Origin of the sequence: Alkalicoccus urumqiensis, assembly GCF_002993335.1 — a bacterium.
GTDB lineage: Bacteria > Bacillota > Bacilli > Bacillales > Salisediminibacteriaceae > Alkalicoccus > Alkalicoccus urumqiensis.
The window spans coordinates 159,227-174,469 of sequence record NZ_PVNS01000010.1 but is presented as its reverse complement, the minus strand read 5'-3'; the positions used below and the strand labels follow the sequence as shown (position 1 = coordinate 174,469).

General features: G+C 48.9%; 16 protein-coding genes, 3 tRNA genes and 1 other RNA gene. 4 read left to right on the top strand and 16 right to left on the bottom strand.

The genetic code is table 11. The features are described from left to right. Nucleotides 1-172: 172 nt before the first annotated feature. Both C6I21_RS11900 and C6I21_RS11895 read right to left on the bottom strand, forming a co-directional pair. A complete protein-coding gene (locus tag C6I21_RS11900; RefSeq protein WP_105959700.1) occupies nt 173-622 on the bottom strand; it encodes an MltG/YceG/YrrL family protein in 450 nt (149 codons plus the stop codon). Between the two features lie 24 nt (nt 623-646). Next, the gene (locus C6I21_RS11895) at nt 647-955 is read right to left on the bottom strand and encodes a hypothetical protein (protein WP_105959699.1); all 309 of its coding nucleotides are present in this window, start codon (nt 953-955) and stop codon (nt 647-649) included. Nucleotides 956-1,189: 234 nt separating this feature from the next. On the opposite strand from C6I21_RS11895, the gene rpmG reads away from it, so the two are divergent. Continuing rightward, nucleotides 1,190-1,339, top strand: coding sequence for a 50S ribosomal protein L33 (gene rpmG / locus C6I21_RS11890; protein ID WP_093047744.1), 150 nt, complete (start codon nt 1,190-1,192; stop codon nt 1,337-1,339). A gap of 144 nt (nt 1,340-1,483) precedes the next feature. On the opposite strand, the gene C6I21_RS11885 is transcribed toward rpmG, so the two are convergent. From C6I21_RS11885 to C6I21_RS11850, 8 genes are all read right to left on the bottom strand, one after another. Next, complete coding sequence (locus tag C6I21_RS11885) at nt 1,484-3,520, bottom strand: peptidoglycan D,D-transpeptidase FtsI family protein (RefSeq protein ID WP_105959698.1); 2,037 nt, start codon at nt 3,518-3,520, stop codon at nt 1,484-1,486. A gap of 77 nt (nt 3,521-3,597) precedes the next feature. Further along, nucleotides 3,598-3,785: non-coding RNA, 6S RNA (gene ssrS / locus C6I21_RS11880), on the bottom strand. A 108-nt stretch (nt 3,786-3,893) separates the two neighbouring features. After that, nucleotides 3,894-4,502: a superoxide dismutase gene (locus C6I21_RS11875; protein WP_105959697.1), complete on the bottom strand. Its 609-nt coding sequence runs from the start codon at nt 4,500-4,502 to the stop codon at nt 3,894-3,896. Between the two features lie 105 nt (nt 4,503-4,607). Beyond that, nucleotides 4,608-4,946 carry an iron-sulfur cluster biosynthesis family protein gene (locus C6I21_RS11870; RefSeq protein WP_105959696.1) on the bottom strand — a complete coding sequence of 113 codons (339 nt, stop codon included), beginning with the start codon at nt 4,944-4,946 and terminating at the stop codon, nt 4,608-4,610. Between the two features lie 101 nt (nt 4,947-5,047). Continuing rightward, nucleotides 5,048-5,140 (bottom strand) — tRNA-Ser (locus tag C6I21_RS11865). A gap of 4 nt (nt 5,141-5,144) precedes the next feature. Beyond that, nucleotides 5,145-5,221, bottom strand: a tRNA-Ile gene (locus C6I21_RS11860). Nucleotides 5,222-5,233: 12 nt separating this feature from the next. Next, nucleotides 5,234-5,310 (bottom strand) — tRNA-Met (locus C6I21_RS11855). Between the two features lie 126 nt (nt 5,311-5,436). Next, on the bottom strand, nt 5,437-7,065 hold the full coding sequence (locus C6I21_RS11850) for a Na/Pi cotransporter family protein (RefSeq protein ID WP_105959708.1): 1,629 nt from the start codon (nt 7,063-7,065) through the stop codon (nt 5,437-5,439). A 312-nt stretch (nt 7,066-7,377) separates the two neighbouring features. Between C6I21_RS11850 and C6I21_RS11845 the strand changes: the two genes are divergently transcribed. Further along, complete coding sequence (locus C6I21_RS11845) at nt 7,378-8,154, top strand: DUF1189 domain-containing protein (protein ID WP_181186228.1); 777 nt, start codon at nt 7,378-7,380, stop codon at nt 8,152-8,154. Between the two features lie 51 nt (nt 8,155-8,205). On the opposite strand, the gene C6I21_RS11840 is transcribed toward C6I21_RS11845, so the two are convergent. Together C6I21_RS11840 and C6I21_RS11835 are read right to left on the bottom strand one after the other, a co-directional pair. Further along, complete coding sequence (locus C6I21_RS11840) at nt 8,206-8,853, bottom strand: NfeD family protein (protein ID WP_105959694.1); 648 nt, start codon at nt 8,851-8,853, stop codon at nt 8,206-8,208. Nucleotides 8,854-8,954: 101 nt separating this feature from the next. Continuing rightward, on the bottom strand, nt 8,955-9,899 hold the full coding sequence (locus tag C6I21_RS11835; protein ID WP_105959693.1) for a DUF1002 domain-containing protein: 945 nt from the start codon (nt 9,897-9,899) through the stop codon (nt 8,955-8,957). A 242-nt stretch (nt 9,900-10,141) separates the two neighbouring features. Between C6I21_RS11835 and ispG the strand changes: the two genes are divergently transcribed. Beyond that, on the top strand, nt 10,142-11,266 hold the full coding sequence (ispG, locus tag C6I21_RS11830) for a flavodoxin-dependent (E)-4-hydroxy-3-methylbut-2-enyl-diphosphate synthase (RefSeq protein ID WP_105959692.1): 1,125 nt from the start codon (nt 10,142-10,144) through the stop codon (nt 11,264-11,266). 126 nt (nt 11,267-11,392) lie between these two features. Next, complete coding sequence (locus C6I21_RS11825) at nt 11,393-11,977, top strand: 5' nucleotidase, NT5C type (protein WP_105959691.1); 585 nt, start codon at nt 11,393-11,395, stop codon at nt 11,975-11,977. A 103-nt stretch (nt 11,978-12,080) separates the two neighbouring features. Here the strand turns inward: C6I21_RS11825 and C6I21_RS11820 are convergent, their stop codons facing one another. Genes C6I21_RS11820 through C6I21_RS11805 form a run of 4 tightly spaced genes read right to left on the bottom strand, consistent with a single transcriptional unit; the run spans nt 12,081 to nt 15,015 of the window. After that, nucleotides 12,081-12,506, bottom strand: coding sequence for a Fur family transcriptional regulator (locus C6I21_RS11820; RefSeq protein ID WP_105959690.1), 426 nt, complete (start codon nt 12,504-12,506; stop codon nt 12,081-12,083). After that, nucleotides 12,503-13,360 (bottom strand): metal ABC transporter permease, encoded by an 858-nt coding sequence (locus tag C6I21_RS11815; protein WP_105959689.1) that lies wholly within the window; start codon nt 13,358-13,360, stop codon nt 12,503-12,505. The genes C6I21_RS11820 and C6I21_RS11815 overlap by 4 nt, the downstream gene beginning before the upstream one ends. Next, a complete protein-coding gene (locus C6I21_RS11810) occupies nt 13,361-14,200 on the bottom strand; it encodes a metal ABC transporter permease (RefSeq protein ID WP_105959688.1) in 840 nt (279 codons plus the stop codon). Next, entirely contained in the window at nt 14,197-15,015 is an 819-nt protein-coding gene (locus tag C6I21_RS11805; RefSeq protein ID WP_105959687.1) for a metal ABC transporter ATP-binding protein, read from the bottom strand. Before C6I21_RS11805 ends, C6I21_RS11810 begins: the two co-directional genes overlap by 4 nt. Nucleotides 15,016-15,243 lie beyond the last annotated feature (228 nt).

Genomic DNA, 15,243 nt, shown 5'->3' with positions numbered 1-15,243 from the left:
GTGTTTGCGTCCGGCTTCCTTCAGATTCCGGGTCACCCCGGACACCCTTGCCATTCGCTAACGGTTCCCATTACCAAGCCCGTAGTGGACTTTCACCACCTAGCTGTCAGACATGCCAGGCACACAACCAAAACGAGGTGTCTTCTCTGAAGGACACCTCGTTTCGTTCTATTTAATTGGAGGAAATCACTTCGATGATCTCTTCATTTGTCATGCCGCTGTCGATGTCATAACTCCCCGGCTGCAGACTGCTTTCGCGCTCCATGTCCCGGAGGGTCTCCTGAAACGAAGATTGATTTTCGATCATGCCGAGCCGGTCCAGCTGCGCGGTGACATCGGAAGAATTCATGCCGGATTCAATCTGGAGTACAGCTGATACAGCAGGATCGTCAACCTCTTCGTCTTCTGAAGGTCTTTCTTCTTCCCTCTGCCTTTCTTCTTCCAGCCGTTCTTCCAGTTCCGTGATTTTCGCTTCTGCCTCTTCCAGAGAATTATCTTCTGACTCCGCTTCAGTTTTCTGCGCTGCCTGTTCAGACGGAGCGTCTTCCGGCGGCAGGAAAAATAATATTCCCCCGCCAAGAAGGCATATCACTCCGGCTCCACGGAAAAAATCATTCGTCACTTGCTGCCCCTCCTTTTCTATATGTTATTCAAGCAGCTGTTCGATTTCTTTCTTGGAAATGCCCGTCATTTCAGAAACAGCGCTTAATGTATATCCTTCCTCCTGAAGTTCGAGCACTTCATCTCTTGTCAGAGGTTCCGGCTCAGTGAGTGAAGCTTCGAGTCTGCGCACCCGCTGCTGCAGCTGATACAGCTCTTTCATATGCTGAAGCGACTGATGCTCGAGCTCTTGTTTCAATTCCGCCGTACTGTCCCGGCGGATGATTGACAGAGTCAAAAGCAGTACTCCTACTGCTAAAAGAACCGGCACCGCAAAATCCATCCAGGTTTCCATAAAAACCACCACACCTCAATTATTCTTCTTTTATCCTACCAGAAGGCCGGTGCGCAGAAAACGTCTTTTTCTGCGGGGGTGCAGAAATATATCTCACTTCCATCATTATCTGTGCTTGTACCATTTTCTCTTTATTAATTTCTGCAAGCATTTTCCCTTTACAGGCTTGCGTAACTTTCGTTTGTCTGCTATTATTTTAAGGTATGAGTAAAACAGAGTTTGGAGGGGTAAACAATGCGCGTACAAGTAACTCTTGCATGCACGGAGACTGGTGATCGCAATTACATCACGACAAAGAATAAACGCACAAATCCAGACCGCATGGAGCTGAAAAAATACAGCCCTCGTCTGGGCCGTCACACACTCCACCGTGAAACAAAATAAGCAGTACAGGCACCGGTATTTCTCTTCGAGAAATGCCGGTGTTTTCGTTTGAAAACTGCACGCCAAAATAGAGACTATGCCTGTGAGCCGCTGGCATAAGGAAAGCACAGAAAGACAAACATGTCCTTCTGCGCTTTTTTCCGGTTATTCTTCTGTCTCTTCCTCAATCTGCTCTTCTTCAGGAGCAGGCTGCGGACCGTTCCGGGATTCTTTCAAATCAAAATAAGCTTCCATGGACCGCTCAGCAATCGTATTGGCGAAACCGGTCGAGCCGTCTGCTGTCGTTACACCGGGAACAATGACGGAAATAACGACTTCCGGATCTTCATACGGCGCATAGCCGACAAACGTCTGGTTGTTCCCGTCCACGCCGTTAACTGTAACCTGGGCTGTCCCTGTCTTACCTGCCATAGTCGCCTCTACGTCATCAAAATACGATCTCGCCGTTCCCCGGTCCCCGTTGACCACACGGTAAAATCCCTGCTGGATACGGTCGAAGTATGTCTGATCGACATCGATAACATTTAAAATCTCCGGCTTAAACTGCTGCTCCACCGATCCTAGTTCCTCCATATCCGTATCCGGATACAGAATCTCTGAAACGACACGAGGAGCAATCCGCTGCCCGTCATTTGCTATCGTCGCTACATACTGCGCCAGCTGCAGCGGAGTATACGTATCAAACTGACCGAACGATAAAAACAGCATGCTTCCCGGATAATCCGGCCGTCCGCCGTTAATTCCGGTGAATTCGTTCGGCAGGTCGATGCCGGTTTCAACGCCGAGACCGAACTGCTGGTAGTAGGACCGCAGAATATCAAATCCGCGCTTATAGTTGCCCCAATTCGTGCCGGACACGCCCGGAACATAATCAACAAGGCGCATGGCGACTTCAACCATATACACGTTCGATGAACGCTCAAGTGCCGTAATATCATCCACGTAGCCGAGCGTGCTTACGGAGCTGATCGGCTGCGACCCCGGGAAGTTAATCGGACGGTCATAAATCCCCGCTCCCGGAGGCAGAACACCGGTGTCATAACCTGCAAGTACGGTTGCCCCTTTCATCGAAGAGCCGACGACATAGCCCTGCGTGAATGTGCCGAGATCGCTGTTATTCCCCGCAAGCGTCAAAATATCTCCGGTATCCGGCTCCATTATAACGACGTACGCATCCTGCTGATCGATAAAACTGCCCGCTCTTGACTGAACTTCTGTCTCAATAATATCTTTCACGCGCTGATGGAGCTCCATATCAAAGGTAAGCTTCAAGTCATATCCGCGCTGTCCAGGTTCAAGTTCCGGCTGGCTGAGCGGTTCCCCGTCTTCATTCAGCCGGTTGCGGATTTCCCCGCTCTGCCCGCGGAGGACATCCTCATACTGTGCTTCGAGGTAGCTTTGTCCGACTTCGGCGTTTCTTTCATAGCCACGGGCTAGAAACTGATCAATGTCATCCCGGGCAATCGAGCCGACGCCGCCGAAGATCGACCGGTAGGCATCTCCGTAGACATAGCGGCGCTCGGAGTCACGGACAATGTCCACACCCGGCAGGTCATCGACACGTTCCATAATCTGCGCTGCCTGGTCATACGTGACATCACGGACGACCTTGTGAGGAATATCATTGTATCCGCGGTTAATCTCCCGCCAGATCATAAATACTTCCCGCTCTTCCTGCGTAAACGATGCGAGCTCACTTTCCGTAACAGCTTCTATTCGTTCCGTATGTGCATCTGCATCGCTGATTTCCGCTTCCGTCTGTTCTGCAACGGTCAATTTTTCTTCAAATTCCTCTGGATTCAGCAGCGCCCAGTATTCACGCCAGTCCCGTTCGTATCTTCCTTCCGCTTCTTCCGGATCGATAGTGATAAATTCATTTAACTTCTCGGCGGTTTCGAGAAGATCCTCCTGAGAGCGGTTCCGGTTCGTATACGTTAATGTCAGTATTAGTTCATTTCCAACGAGCAGATTCCCGTACCTGTCGTACATCATGCCCCGCGGAGCTTCCACCGGTTCGGAAATATCCTGATCCTCTGCCAGCTGTTCTTCGAATTCCTCCCCCTGGACAATCTGTACGATTCCCAGCCGTAAAATGAGGATGGAGAAAAGCAGAAACACCACAAAAAAGAGAATATTCAGCCTCGTTGTGACGTGCGTTTTATGTATCGTTTTATCAGCCATTATCTTCCCCCGTTCCGGCGTTCTTTTACCCTACATAAACAGATCCTGGAAGCAGTGCCTCCAGGATCTGTTTAGATAGAGTGCCCGCATGTGCGGTTATCTTCCAGATTTCACGAACCCGCCTAAGGCAGGTGGGTGCCCGCAGTGCAGCTTTCAGCTTCCCGGATGAAACCGGGCCTGCTGTCGTCTGCACAATCTAAGGCTCCCAAGTGAATTGGTGTTCGGTTCGAATTAAACTCGAAGTTCACCAACACCGCAGGCATCTATCCGTTGACTATAGTATACTACACCGCTGCCTGCAGCGGCAAGAAGTGACGTGTGAAAAAATCATGAAACCGGAGGGAAATCCCCCCGGTTTCATAAGGAAAATCGTTTATTTCGCAGCTTCGTAACGCTTTGCTACCTCATCCCAGTTAATCACGTTGAAAAATGCATCAACGTAGTCCGGGCGCTTGTTCTGATACTTGAGGTAATACGCATGCTCCCAGACATCTACACCGAGAACCGGCGTTTTGCCTTCGCTGATCGGCGTATCCTGGTTCGGTGTGCTGGTAATTTCCAGCTTGCCGTTGTTTACGACGAGCCATGCCCAGCCGGAACCGAAGCGTGTCAGCGCTGCATTTTTAAATTCTTCTTTAAATTTGTCAAAGCTTCCAAATTCCTGATCGATAGCTGAAGCCAGGTCTCCGGATGGAGCTCCACCGCCGTCCGGCGACATAAGCTGCCAGAACATTGTGTGGTTATAGTGACCGCCGCCGTTGTTACGGACCGGTCCGCGTACGTTTTCCGGAAGAGCGTTCAGATCGGAAAGCAGCTCTTCGATGTCTTTGTTCTGCAGATCGCTGTGACCTTCCAGTGCATCGTTAAGCTTTGTTACATACGTGTTATGGTGTTTGCCGTGGTGGATCTTCATTGTGTCCTCATCGATATGAGGCTCCAGTGCGTTGTGTGCATAAGGTAGTTCTGGTAGTGTAAAAGCCATTTCCTAATCTCCTCCTTATATTGTACGTTCACAAAAGTGTCAATGACTCCTGCGGAATCTACATTACCAAATATTCCACACCCGTTCAAACATTAAACCTCCGAATTATCCCTGAAGCCGCATCCGCGGACTGAGAATTTCATTTTTCGTCTGCAGCGAAAGTGTTCCGGAAACTTCTCTGTACGTAAGCTGAAGGGTATCTTCATAAAGCCATTCCACCCCGCCGGAAATGCAGACACGTATATCATCAAAGGGGCTCTGCAGGAAAACAGCATCTTCCGGAACATTCTCCTGCTTTATTTGGTACAATTCGTGGGAGCCACAGGAAATGCAGTCCGTTTCTTCTGTAGAATAGTAGATAAACAGGACATCATTCGTTTCTTTCCAGCGCTCTGTTACATACGCTTCGGCATCAGGCGTCATTTTCAGCTCCACGTCCATCATCCCCTCTCTTTTCCATCATAGTAAAGTTTTCTTCTGCATGCGAACATGACGCACAAAAATCCCGCCTCCTTTGTGGAAGCGGGATATGCAGTATGTAATTCTGGCGGAGGAGGGGGGATTCGAACCCCCGCGGGCCGTGAAGCCCCTATCGGTTTTCGAGACCGACCCCTTCAGCCGGACTTGGGTACTCCTCCATAATGGTGGACCCTGCAGGACTCGAACCTGCGACCGGACGGTTATGAGCCGTCAGCTCTAACCAACTGAGCTAAGGGTCCTGAACTATGTAATGGTAGCGGCGGAGGGGATCGAACCCCCGACCTCACGGGTATGAACCGTACGCTCTAGCCAGCTGAGCTACACCGCCTTATAACAGACAAATAATATCTTAGCACGCAATAAAAGAAAGCGTCAAGAAGTAATTTACATTTTGCAGAATGAGAGAAAAAAGAACACCGGAAAACGTAAATCCGGTGTTCGTGCAGCCTCCTTATCAGGAAGCTTCCTCTTCTGCCACAGCTTCTGCAATATTTACAGCATGGTCCCCGATCCGTTCAAGGTTACTGATCATATCGACAAACACGATACCGGCAGATCCGTCACAAAGACCGTCGTTCAGACGCATGATATGCTTTTTACGCAGTTCGCGCTCCATTTTATCAATCTGCTCTTCTTTGAGAATGGCCGCACGGGCTTTTGCAATGTCATCATCTTCGAGAGATTCGAGTGCTTCTTTAAACGTATTAAGTGTCAGCGTAAACATCTCCTCCAGGTCTTCCAGTGCAGAGGTGGAGAGCTTCACTTTATTGGTAATCTGGTATTCCTTCAGTTCCACGAGATTCTCCATGTGGTCACCGACGCGCTCAATATCGCGGACGGTATCCATCAGCATGGAGTGCATCCGTGAATCTCCTGCTGTCAGGGAATTTGCAGAAATCTGCGTTAAATACTCGGTAATTTTTTTATCCAGGTTGTTGATCGCATCTTCAAACTGATACGTCAGCTCTGCATGCCGCTTTTGATTCGTTTTTACAAAAGACGATGCTTCATTCAGACCCTGGAAAGACAGCTCACCCATGCGGAGCGTCTCCCGTTTCGCCTGGGAAAGCGCAATCGATGCGGACTGCTGGATAATACTCGGATCCAGATGCTGCGCTTTGTATTCGATGATCGTTTCCTTGCCGGGGATCAGCTTCGTGACGATCCAGGCAAGTGCAGCAACGAACGGCAGCTGGATAAGCACATTGGAAATGTTAAATATACCGTGTGCGTATGCGATTGTCATCCGTGGATTTAAATCCAGCAGAGAAGAAAGGTAGGCTACGAAATTCGTAAACGGCACGAGCAGGATGAGTACAAGGACCGTACCGACGACATTGAAAATAACGTGCGTCATCGCAGCGCGCTTTGCTGCTACAGAAGCACCCAGTGCCGCAATGACTGCTGTAATCGTCGTTCCGATGTTGTCACCGAACAGAACAGGCAGTGCAGCGTCCAGCGTCATGGCGCCGTCCTGGAAGAGCTGCTGCAGCATGCCGATGGCAGCTGATGAACTCTGTACACTGACGGTAAAGATTGTACCGATTAATACACCGAGGAGCGGATTGTTACTCATAGAAATCGTCAGCTCAGTAAAGGCTTCCACTTCACGCAGCGGATAAAGACCTTCACCCATCAGCTCCAGCCCGTAAAACAGGGCACCGAAGCCGAAAAATACCTGACCGAAATTGTTTATTTTTTTATTTTTGAAGAAGAAAATTAGTAATGTACCAAATGCCATAATCGGCAGTGAGTAAGCCCCAAAGTCAAGACCGATGATAAAAGCCGTCACGGTTGTCCCGATATTGGCTCCCATAATAACTCCGATCGACTGGCGGAGAGTCATGAATCCGGCATTCACGAGCCCGATAGCCAGAACAGTCGAGCCGGTGCTCGTCTGGAGCAGTACAGTGACAACAATACCGGTGAAAACACCCATTATCGGATTGCTGGTGAATTTATCCAGCAGATCCCGGAGTTTGTCTCCGGCCACCTTCTGCAGGCCGTCCCCTAAATATTTTATACCGAATAAAAAGATTCCGAGTCCCCCGAAGAAGAGGAACAGCAGCTCCTGGAGCGTCATAAATAAATCCCCCTGAATACGCAGATTTTCTTTCAAGCCGTGTTTCATCCTACACAAGGTTTGTAAATTATAAATTAATACTTTGTAAAGAAATTATTAAGATTCTATATAAGCGGTTTCTTTTTCTCAGCGCATTACGTTCAAAAAGGCTCATGAGCCTCTTTTCACTGGGTATTCAGCTATTCAAGAACATCAGGGAAAATCCAGCTGCAAAATTAACTGCATCAATTCTTCTGCTGTGAGTTGTATGGAGCAGCCGGCTCCGATAAAATGAATAAGGGTTCTACTATTTTTGAAAGGAAGCGTTCTGACATGTCTATTTTCCAGCAGCTGATTAAAAGTATTTATTCACCGGAAACCATCGCCAAATTCCGGATGGCTAAAATCGGACGCACCATCGGCTATGTATTTCTATTAATGCTCATAGCTTCCATCCCGATGATTATCTCGATCTCGATGTTTATGAGCGGACTGTTTCAGGCAGGAGACCAGTACCTTGATGACCTTCCTGACTTCAGCATTGAAAACGGCACACTTCAGTCAGACGAAGATGCTCCTGTTATCGATGATGACGATGATATGACCGTCATTTTTGATTCTACGGGAGAACTTCAGGTGGAGGATCTCGAGGAATACGGAAACCTGGTCGCGCTTCTCGAACGGGAACTTGTTTTCGTTGCAGGCGCCAACGCAGATGTGATTGCCTATCAGGATTTCGGCATTGATTTCAGCAAAAGCGACCTGACCGGATTCTACTCGACACTGAGTGACCTGTCCTTCCTTATCATCGGACTCGTTATCGTCGTTGTGTATCTGTTCAATACAGGGCTGAAATTCATCGGTATTTTCACGCTTTCTTTGATTGCCCTTGCGATGAAGTCCTCCCAGGCCCCGCAGCTAAAGTACCGTCACTGCTGGGTTCTTGCCGCTTACACGGTTACGCTGCCGACACTTTTGTTTGCGCTGCTCGAAGCGCTCGGCATACTCATTCCATTCCAGTTCGTGATCTACTGGGTCATTGCCGCTGTCATGATGAACCTTGTACTCCGGCATGTACCGAAACCGAAGGAACCACAGATGCCGCAGTAGGCAGAAACATAAACAGGCCGCTTCCGGAGATGCCGGAGGCGGCCTGTTTTATTATTCAGATGCTTTATTTTCCTGCACCGGCCGGACGAGGATACGCGTACCGTCCGCTGCATCAACGATGACACGGGTTTCCGGCTCCAGCCACTGGTTATCGGTTGTGGCACTGTAGAGTCTGCCGTCCACGTCGATCGTTCCTGTCGGCCGGAACGGTGTTTTCGTTACAGCCTCTTTACCTACGAGTTCCTTATACGTTTCATTGATTGAATTATACCCGTCTTCACTTGTCAGCCTGTCCGAGAGCATCATTTTCTTCCACATCGTGCGGGAAGGAAAGACTTTCGTAAATAAATACGAGGCGGGGGCGGCAAACACGAATGCCATCGCTGCCATAAAACCGTACGTAAAGGATGGCGCCGGAATGGCGAGACCGAAAATCATCAGAAGAATACCGACTCCTGCGATCGTGCCGTCCGTTGTTACTTTTCCATCAAAAATAATCAGTGCCAGTCCGGCTGCATACAGGATAACGATCCACATCCCGTCCGTGCCGTCAAGATGATACGAGAAGTACAGTGTCATCAGCACAATTCCTACAACACCAAATAGTCCGCGCACGCGCACCATAACTTCGCCAAAGATAAAAAGTGTAGCCAGAAATACGACAAGAAAACCAAATACCGCAGTATCAAGCAGTTCCATTGTGCAACACATCCCTTTTCTTCCGGCTTGATAATACCAGTTTACCAGAAGTGTTATTGTAATAGCACGTACGAACCACTGCGTGAAAAGGTTTCATTTTTTTACGACTTCAGACCGCCCGCATCTCTGCTGTCTGCCCGGGCTGTATTCTCAGATTCCGTATCCGTTCCGCCGAACAGACTGGTGATCCAGTCCAGAACCGCCTGGAAGAAATCGACGATGGATTGAATGATGCTCTGACCTTCATCGCTTTCCATGAAACCACTAATATTATCCCGGACGCTGTCGATCTGACCGCGGACCTGATCCCAGTCGATATTAAGCCCCCGGATCCGCTCAAACAGCGCTGTAAGGCTGTCCAGCTCCTGCTCCGTAAGCTCAATCCCCATTTCTTCAGCCAGACGCTGGATCAGTGCACGAAGATCCTCCTCGGTCTGGATATCTTCTTCTGCAATGCCTTCTTTAATCCGTGCCATCAATTCGGTCGCTTCTTCCACACCGTACTTTTCTCCAAGCTCCGCCGTGCGGACAAGCTCCTCATTCGCTGTCTGCTTCTGCTCCTCAGGAATCTCCTCGTCCGTTGACGCTTCGTATGCTTTAATGAGACCTGTCAAAGCACCGGTTCCCGAGACATCGAACGGCGCTGTAACATACACCGAAGCATCTTCCACGCCTGCGGTGATCAGCGCGTTTGCATACATTCCCTCAGAGACCCAGGTAATCCTGTTCGTCTCTACATCCATTCCTGTCCCTTCCTCCATCATCGTGATTTTGGAGGAGGAAAGTGCCCGGGTGCCGATTACTCCGGCATCAATATAGTCACCAAGGTATTGATGTTCTTCTTCATTTGTCACGGTAACTACTTCCGCTGCTTCCGCTTCCGTAATATCCATTTCCTCCAGTAAATCTTCTCTCTGAGCCGGAGTCAGGTCTTCACCGAGCGTAACGATTTCATCGCCGGGCGCAGCATCTGCGCCGGCTGCCTGCGGCAGAACACCTGCCAGAAGCGATACTGCTGTTATGGTAAGTAATCCTTTTTTCCACATTGTAATCTCTCCCTGTAAATGTCATTCGAAAAGCCCTCTCCATTATAGGCTTTTCTCTTTCTGAAATATAGACGCTTTTTCTCTGTCCAAGGTTTCATCCGCCCGAAAGAAAGCATACCTTCACATTGTTTTTACAAAAGGATAGCATGCTTGTGCTTGTAACATCAGGTGCGGGTTGTTACAATTAGCCTTGACAAACTGCGACCTATCGTTTGAATCCTATAAAGGGGCGATGATGTTACATGAACGAAATCACTCACCGTAAAAATACCCGTCCGGTCAAGGTCGGTCCACTCACGATCGGCGGCAGCGACGAAGTCATCATGCAGAGCATGACGATGACTAAGACGCATGATGTCGAAGCGACCGTGGCGGAAATCAACCGTCTGGAAGAGGCCGGCTGTCAGATTGTCCGGGTGGCCTGCCCGCACATGGAAGATGCTGAAGCTATTCCAGAAATTAAGAAGCGGATCAACATTCCGCTTGTTGTCGATATTCATTTTGACTACCGTCTGGCGCTTAAAGCGATCGAAGGCGGCGCGGATAAAATCCGGATCAACCCCGGCAATATCGGCCGGAAAGAAAAAGTGGAAGCTGTCGTCAACGCAGCGAAAGAGAAAGGTATACCGATCCGCATCGGCGTCAATGCCGGTTCTCTGGAAAAGCGGATTCTTGATAAATACGGATATCCGACTGCAGACGGCATGGTGGAAAGTGCCCTGCACCATATCAAAATTCTTGAGGATCTCGACTTCCACGACATTATCGTGTCGATGAAAGCTTCCGACGTCCACCTTGCTATTGAGGCTTACGAGAAAGCAGCACGCACATTTGATTATCCGCTCCACCTCGGCATTACCGAATCCGGAACATTGTTTGCCGGAACGGTGAAAAGCTCTGCAGGTCTCGGCGTTCTTCTGCAGAAAGGAATCGGCAGTACGATGCGTATCTCCCTGAGTGCAGATCCGGTCGAAGAAATCAAAGTTCAGAAAGAACTTCTGAAAAGCTTCGGGCTGGCAGCCAATGCCGCAACACTCGTTTCCTGCCCGACATGCGGACGAATCGAAATTGACCTGATCAGCATTGCCAACGAAGTGGAAGAGTATATCCAGAGCGTTCATGCACCGATCAAAGTTTCTGTTCTCGGATGTGCAGTAAATGGCCCGGGTGAAGCAAAAGAAGCGGATATCGGCATCGCCGGTGCCCGCGGAGAAGGCCTTCTCTTCCGTAAAGGGAAAACGATCCGGAAAGTACCGGAAGAAATCATGGTTGATGAATTGAAGAAAGAAATTGATATTCTCGCTGAAGAGCACTATAAGAAGCAGCGGGAGGAAAAAGAGAAAGCGGAAGCAGAACAAAACGCGTAACATTTCGTTCACTGCCTTCAGGCAGAAGCTGGCATAGCAGCTTCTGCCTTTTTTCTATTCCTCCCTCCCCTCTGTACGAATCGACATTTCTATGAGATAATGCTCTTTGAAATGAGGTGAGCGTAAATGAACAGATACCGCTTTGGAATTGACATCGACGGCACCGTTACCGACCCGGCGACGTTTATTCCTCACTTAAATAAACACTTTAATAAAAATTTAACGCTTGAAGATATCGTCGATTACGATCTGACGAAAGCACTTGAGGTCGATGAGAAGGAGTTCGCAGAATGGATGGAAAAGCATGAACCGATGCTCTACCGGACATCCATCATCGCGGAACGTGCGAAAGAAACACTGATGAGCTGGAGCAGACATGCCGAACTTTTTTATATCAGCGCCCGCCCTCATTCACTTTATGAAGTGACAGAGGAATGGTTTCACCGCATGGAGCTTCCCTACGATCATATCGAACTGCTTGGGCAGCACGATAAATTGAACGCGGTGGAAAAGCATGAAGTCGATATCTTCTTTGAGGATAAACACGACAATGCAGTAAATATTGCCGAAACATTCAACATCCCTGTCGTGTTAATGGAGACTCCCTACAACCAGATGGCGGTTCCTAACAATGTGCATCGGGCCCGGAACTGGAAACACGCGAGAACGCTCGTCGATTCTATCTTCTCCTCCGTGCAGCCGGAGAAATAACAAAGCGGTACGTTCCTGATTCACTTCAGGTCCGTACCGCTTTTTACGTATGAGCAGATGAACGTGGCGCGCTGAATAAGCTTATTCAGCGTGGAATATGCTACTACCCAGCCTCTGTCTGCCGGCACTCCCGGCAGTATCCGTATATTTCAAATTTATGATCCACTACTTCAAATCCCGGTGCAGAAACCGCTGCGGCCTCCATCGGACAATGGTGAATGTGGCTCGTTCTTCCGCACTCCAGACAGATAATATGATGATGGTGATGCGTTGTCGCGCAGTTGAACCGAAACCGCTTTTCTCCATCCAGCTCCGTTGCCTCGAGAATCCCGAGATCCGTAAACAGCGATAAATTCCGATAAATAGTATCAAAACTCATGCCGCCGTATGTCGGCTTCAGTGCCTCTAAGACATCTTTCGCAGCAAGATAACGGCTTTCATCTGCAAACAGCTGAAGCATATCGCGGCGCTTGTCTGTATATTTATGCCCTTCTTCTTTCATTATGGCAATGGCTTCATTGACATTCATGTGATTCTCTCCTCTCCAAGTCCGGTTCTCCCCCGCACGAAAGCAGACACGAGAGCTGCAGTAAACAGGAGGAGCCCACAGACAACAATCATTCCACCCGTAGCTACGTCGAGGTAATACGAGGCTGTAATGCCCCCCAGTACAGATGCTTCTCCGAACAGTATACCAAGCAGAAGCATGCGGCGAAAGCTTTTTGCTATGAGGTAGGCAGCCGCCGTCGGCAGAATAATCAACGCGCCGACGAGCAGAATACCGACGATTTTCATCGACAGCGCAATAACAAGCGCCAATAGAAGCGTAAACACCATATTTACACGCTGCACCGGAACACCTGTAACTGAAGCAAACTCCTGATCAAACGAAATCGCAAGAAGTTCTTTGTAGAACAGCAGCATGAGCAGAAGGGTTACGGCACCAACACCGATGGTGAACCAGACATCCTCCTGACGCACCGTTAAAATAGAACCGAACAGATAGCTGTACCACTCTGCATAGCTTGTGGGCACCAGACTCATCAATACAGCACTTGCTCCAACGGCAGCGGAAAGTAGAATGGGCACCGATACTTCCTCAAATGCACGATACATCCCCCGGAGCCGCTCAATAATGAACGCGCCGAAAATCGCTGCCAAGAGACCTGTATACAGAGGATTCAGCCAGCTGAAAACAGCTGTGACCTGCATGAGAACAAGCCCTGCTGTGATCCCTGTTAGTGTGACGTGAGACAGTCCTTCGGAAATAATGGTCATCCGGCGTACAAATAAAAATGCTCCAAGCACCGGACTTAAAAACCCAATAACCATTCCTGCAAACAGCCCGCGCTCCAGAAAGGACCAGTCCTGAATCCATTCCATTTAGACCGCCTCCTTTCCTGCCGCCTTGGATACAGCGATTGATAAAACGAGAACAAGTGTATTCAGCAGAACGATCGTCCCGCCTGGAGCCGTATCCAGATAAAAAGCAGCAAAAAGACCGGTAAGCACACATACCTCTCCGATGACAGCAGCGTAAATAAACAATTGTTTAAATGATCCTGCAAAACGCATCGCAGCTGCCACAGGAAGGGTCATTAATGCCGAGACTAACAGAATGCCGACAATCTGCATGGACAGTCCTATGACGAGCGCAGTCATCACAATAAACAACGCATGAATACGCTGTCTGGGAATGCCGGAAGCAACGGCCTGTTCTTCATCAAAGCTGAGAAAAAACAGTTCTTTATAAAAAAGAACGAGAAGAAGCAGCACAACGCTGCTCAGGATAAGAATAATGAAAAAATCCGTTCTGGAAACAGCACTCACACTGCCGAACAAATAAGAAAACAAGTCCGTGTTAAACCCGTCAGCAAGCGAAATAAATACGACACCGACGCCTATCGCTCCGGAGAGAATAATTGTAATCGCAGCTTCTTTATAATGCATGAAAATACGGCGGAGCCTGTCGATCAGCACAGACCCGCCAACGGCAAATACCATTCCCATATAGACCGGATTCCAGGCGGCCGCAGGAGGGTGCCACCGCCCGATCAGAAGACTAAAAGCGATGCCTGTGAGTGTAATATGCGACAAAGCATCCGCCATTAAAGACATCCGGCGCACGACAACAAAAACACCCATAACCGGTGCGAGGACACCGATCATCATGGACGTGAACAAGGAATAGCGGAGAAATTCATATGTCCAGAATGCACTCATCCCGGCCGCCCTCCGTGCAAGTCATCGTGATCATGATCATGGCTGTGGTGATGGTGGTCATGGTTATGCTCAATCACGTTGACCTCGTGCCCATACATCCGGTTCATTAGTTCCTCCCGGTTTTCTTCATAGTCGACAATACCGCCATGGTAATGGAGACATTTGTTGAGGCAGGCAACATCCGTTACATAACTGCTCATCGCTCCGATATCATGTGTGACCAGAATGAGCGTCATTCCCTGCTGTTCATTTAATTCTTTAAGCAGTGTATAAAAATTCTGCACGGATTCGGCATCCACACCAACGGTAGGCTCATCCAGAATCAGCAGCTCTGGATCGCTGACGAGCGCCCTGGCGATGAAAACCCGCTGCTGCTGGCCGCCGGAGAGCTGACCGATCGTTTTATTTTTATATTCACGCATCCCTACCTTCTCCAGAGCTTCCTCCACACGCTGACGGTCCTTTTTGGTAAGAAACCGAAAGAGACCCTTTTTTCCATACAGCCCCATCGATACAACTTCTTTTACCGTCGCCGGAAATCCACTATTAAAACTGGCCGCTTTCTGGGATACAAAACCAACACGGCTCCAGCCTCTGAACCGGCGGTGGTCTTCTCCGAAAAGCTGAATGGTTCCATCCTGCTGTTTGTGCAGGCCGAGCAGCAGTTTAATCAACGTCGATTTCCCGGACCCGTTCGGGCCTACCAGACCGAGAAAGGAACCTTTTTTTACATGCAGACTAATATCGTCGAGCACGTTCTGCCTTCCGTATTTAAAGGATACATGATCCATCGCTACAATTTCTTCTGTGCTCATAAGCTCTCTCCTCCTTTCGTTTCCACCCTGCTGGTACCATTACCTGCGGATGCTGCTACTATTTAAATGAAATAAATAATTTGTTTTTGAATAGTAATTATTCCGATTTGATCGTCTTATAGTATAACGGATGAAATTCGTCCTGTAAAATGTCTGATTCGCTTGACTCAAGGTCGCAGGAAAAATCATTTGCCGGTATAATGGAAACCAAAGGAAGATGAAGGAGGT

Excerpts from the sequence above, each read along its gene's own strand:
- C6I21_RS11810 (WP_105959688.1), bottom strand. The coding sequence starts at position 14,200 with ATGAGTGCATTCTGGACATATGAATTTCTCCGCTATTCCTTGTTCACG.
- C6I21_RS11840 (WP_105959694.1), bottom strand. The coding sequence starts at position 8,853 with ATGGAACTGCTTGATACTGCGGTATTTGGTTTTCTTGTCGTATTTCTG.
- rpmG (WP_093047744.1), top strand. The coding sequence starts at position 1,190 with ATGCGCGTACAAGTAACTCTTGCATGCACGGAGACTGGTGATCGCAAT.
- C6I21_RS11845 (WP_181186228.1), top strand. The coding sequence starts at position 7,378 with ATGTCTATTTTCCAGCAGCTGATTAAAAGTATTTATTCACCGGAAACC.
- C6I21_RS11805 (WP_105959687.1), bottom strand. The coding sequence starts at position 15,015 with ATGAGCACAGAAGAAATTGTAGCGATGGATCATGTATCCTTTAAATAC.
- C6I21_RS11820 (WP_105959690.1), bottom strand. The coding sequence starts at position 12,506 with ATGAATGTCAATGAAGCCATTGCCATAATGAAAGAAGAAGGGCATAAA.
- C6I21_RS11815 (WP_105959689.1), bottom strand. The coding sequence starts at position 13,360 with ATGGAATGGATTCAGGACTGGTCCTTTCTGGAGCGCGGGCTGTTTGCA.
- C6I21_RS11895 (WP_105959699.1), bottom strand. The coding sequence starts at position 955 with ATGGAAACCTGGATGGATTTTGCGGTGCCGGTTCTTTTAGCAGTAGGA.
- C6I21_RS11850 (WP_105959708.1), bottom strand. The coding sequence starts at position 7,065 with ATGACGCTCCAGGAGCTGCTGTTCCTCTTCTTCGGGGGACTCGGAATC.
- C6I21_RS11875 (WP_105959697.1), bottom strand. The coding sequence starts at position 4,502 with ATGGCTTTTACACTACCAGAACTACCTTATGCACACAACGCACTGGAG.
- C6I21_RS11825 (WP_105959691.1), top strand. The coding sequence starts at position 11,393 with ATGAACAGATACCGCTTTGGAATTGACATCGACGGCACCGTTACCGAC.
- C6I21_RS11870 (WP_105959696.1), bottom strand. The coding sequence starts at position 4,946 with ATGATGGACGTGGAGCTGAAAATGACGCCTGATGCCGAAGCGTATGTA.
- C6I21_RS11835 (WP_105959693.1), bottom strand. The coding sequence starts at position 9,899 with ATGTGGAAAAAAGGATTACTTACCATAACAGCAGTATCGCTTCTGGCA.
- C6I21_RS11885 (WP_105959698.1), bottom strand. The coding sequence starts at position 3,520 with ATGGCTGATAAAACGATACATAAAACGCACGTCACAACGAGGCTGAAT.
- ispG (WP_105959692.1), top strand. The coding sequence starts at position 10,142 with ATGAACGAAATCACTCACCGTAAAAATACCCGTCCGGTCAAGGTCGGT.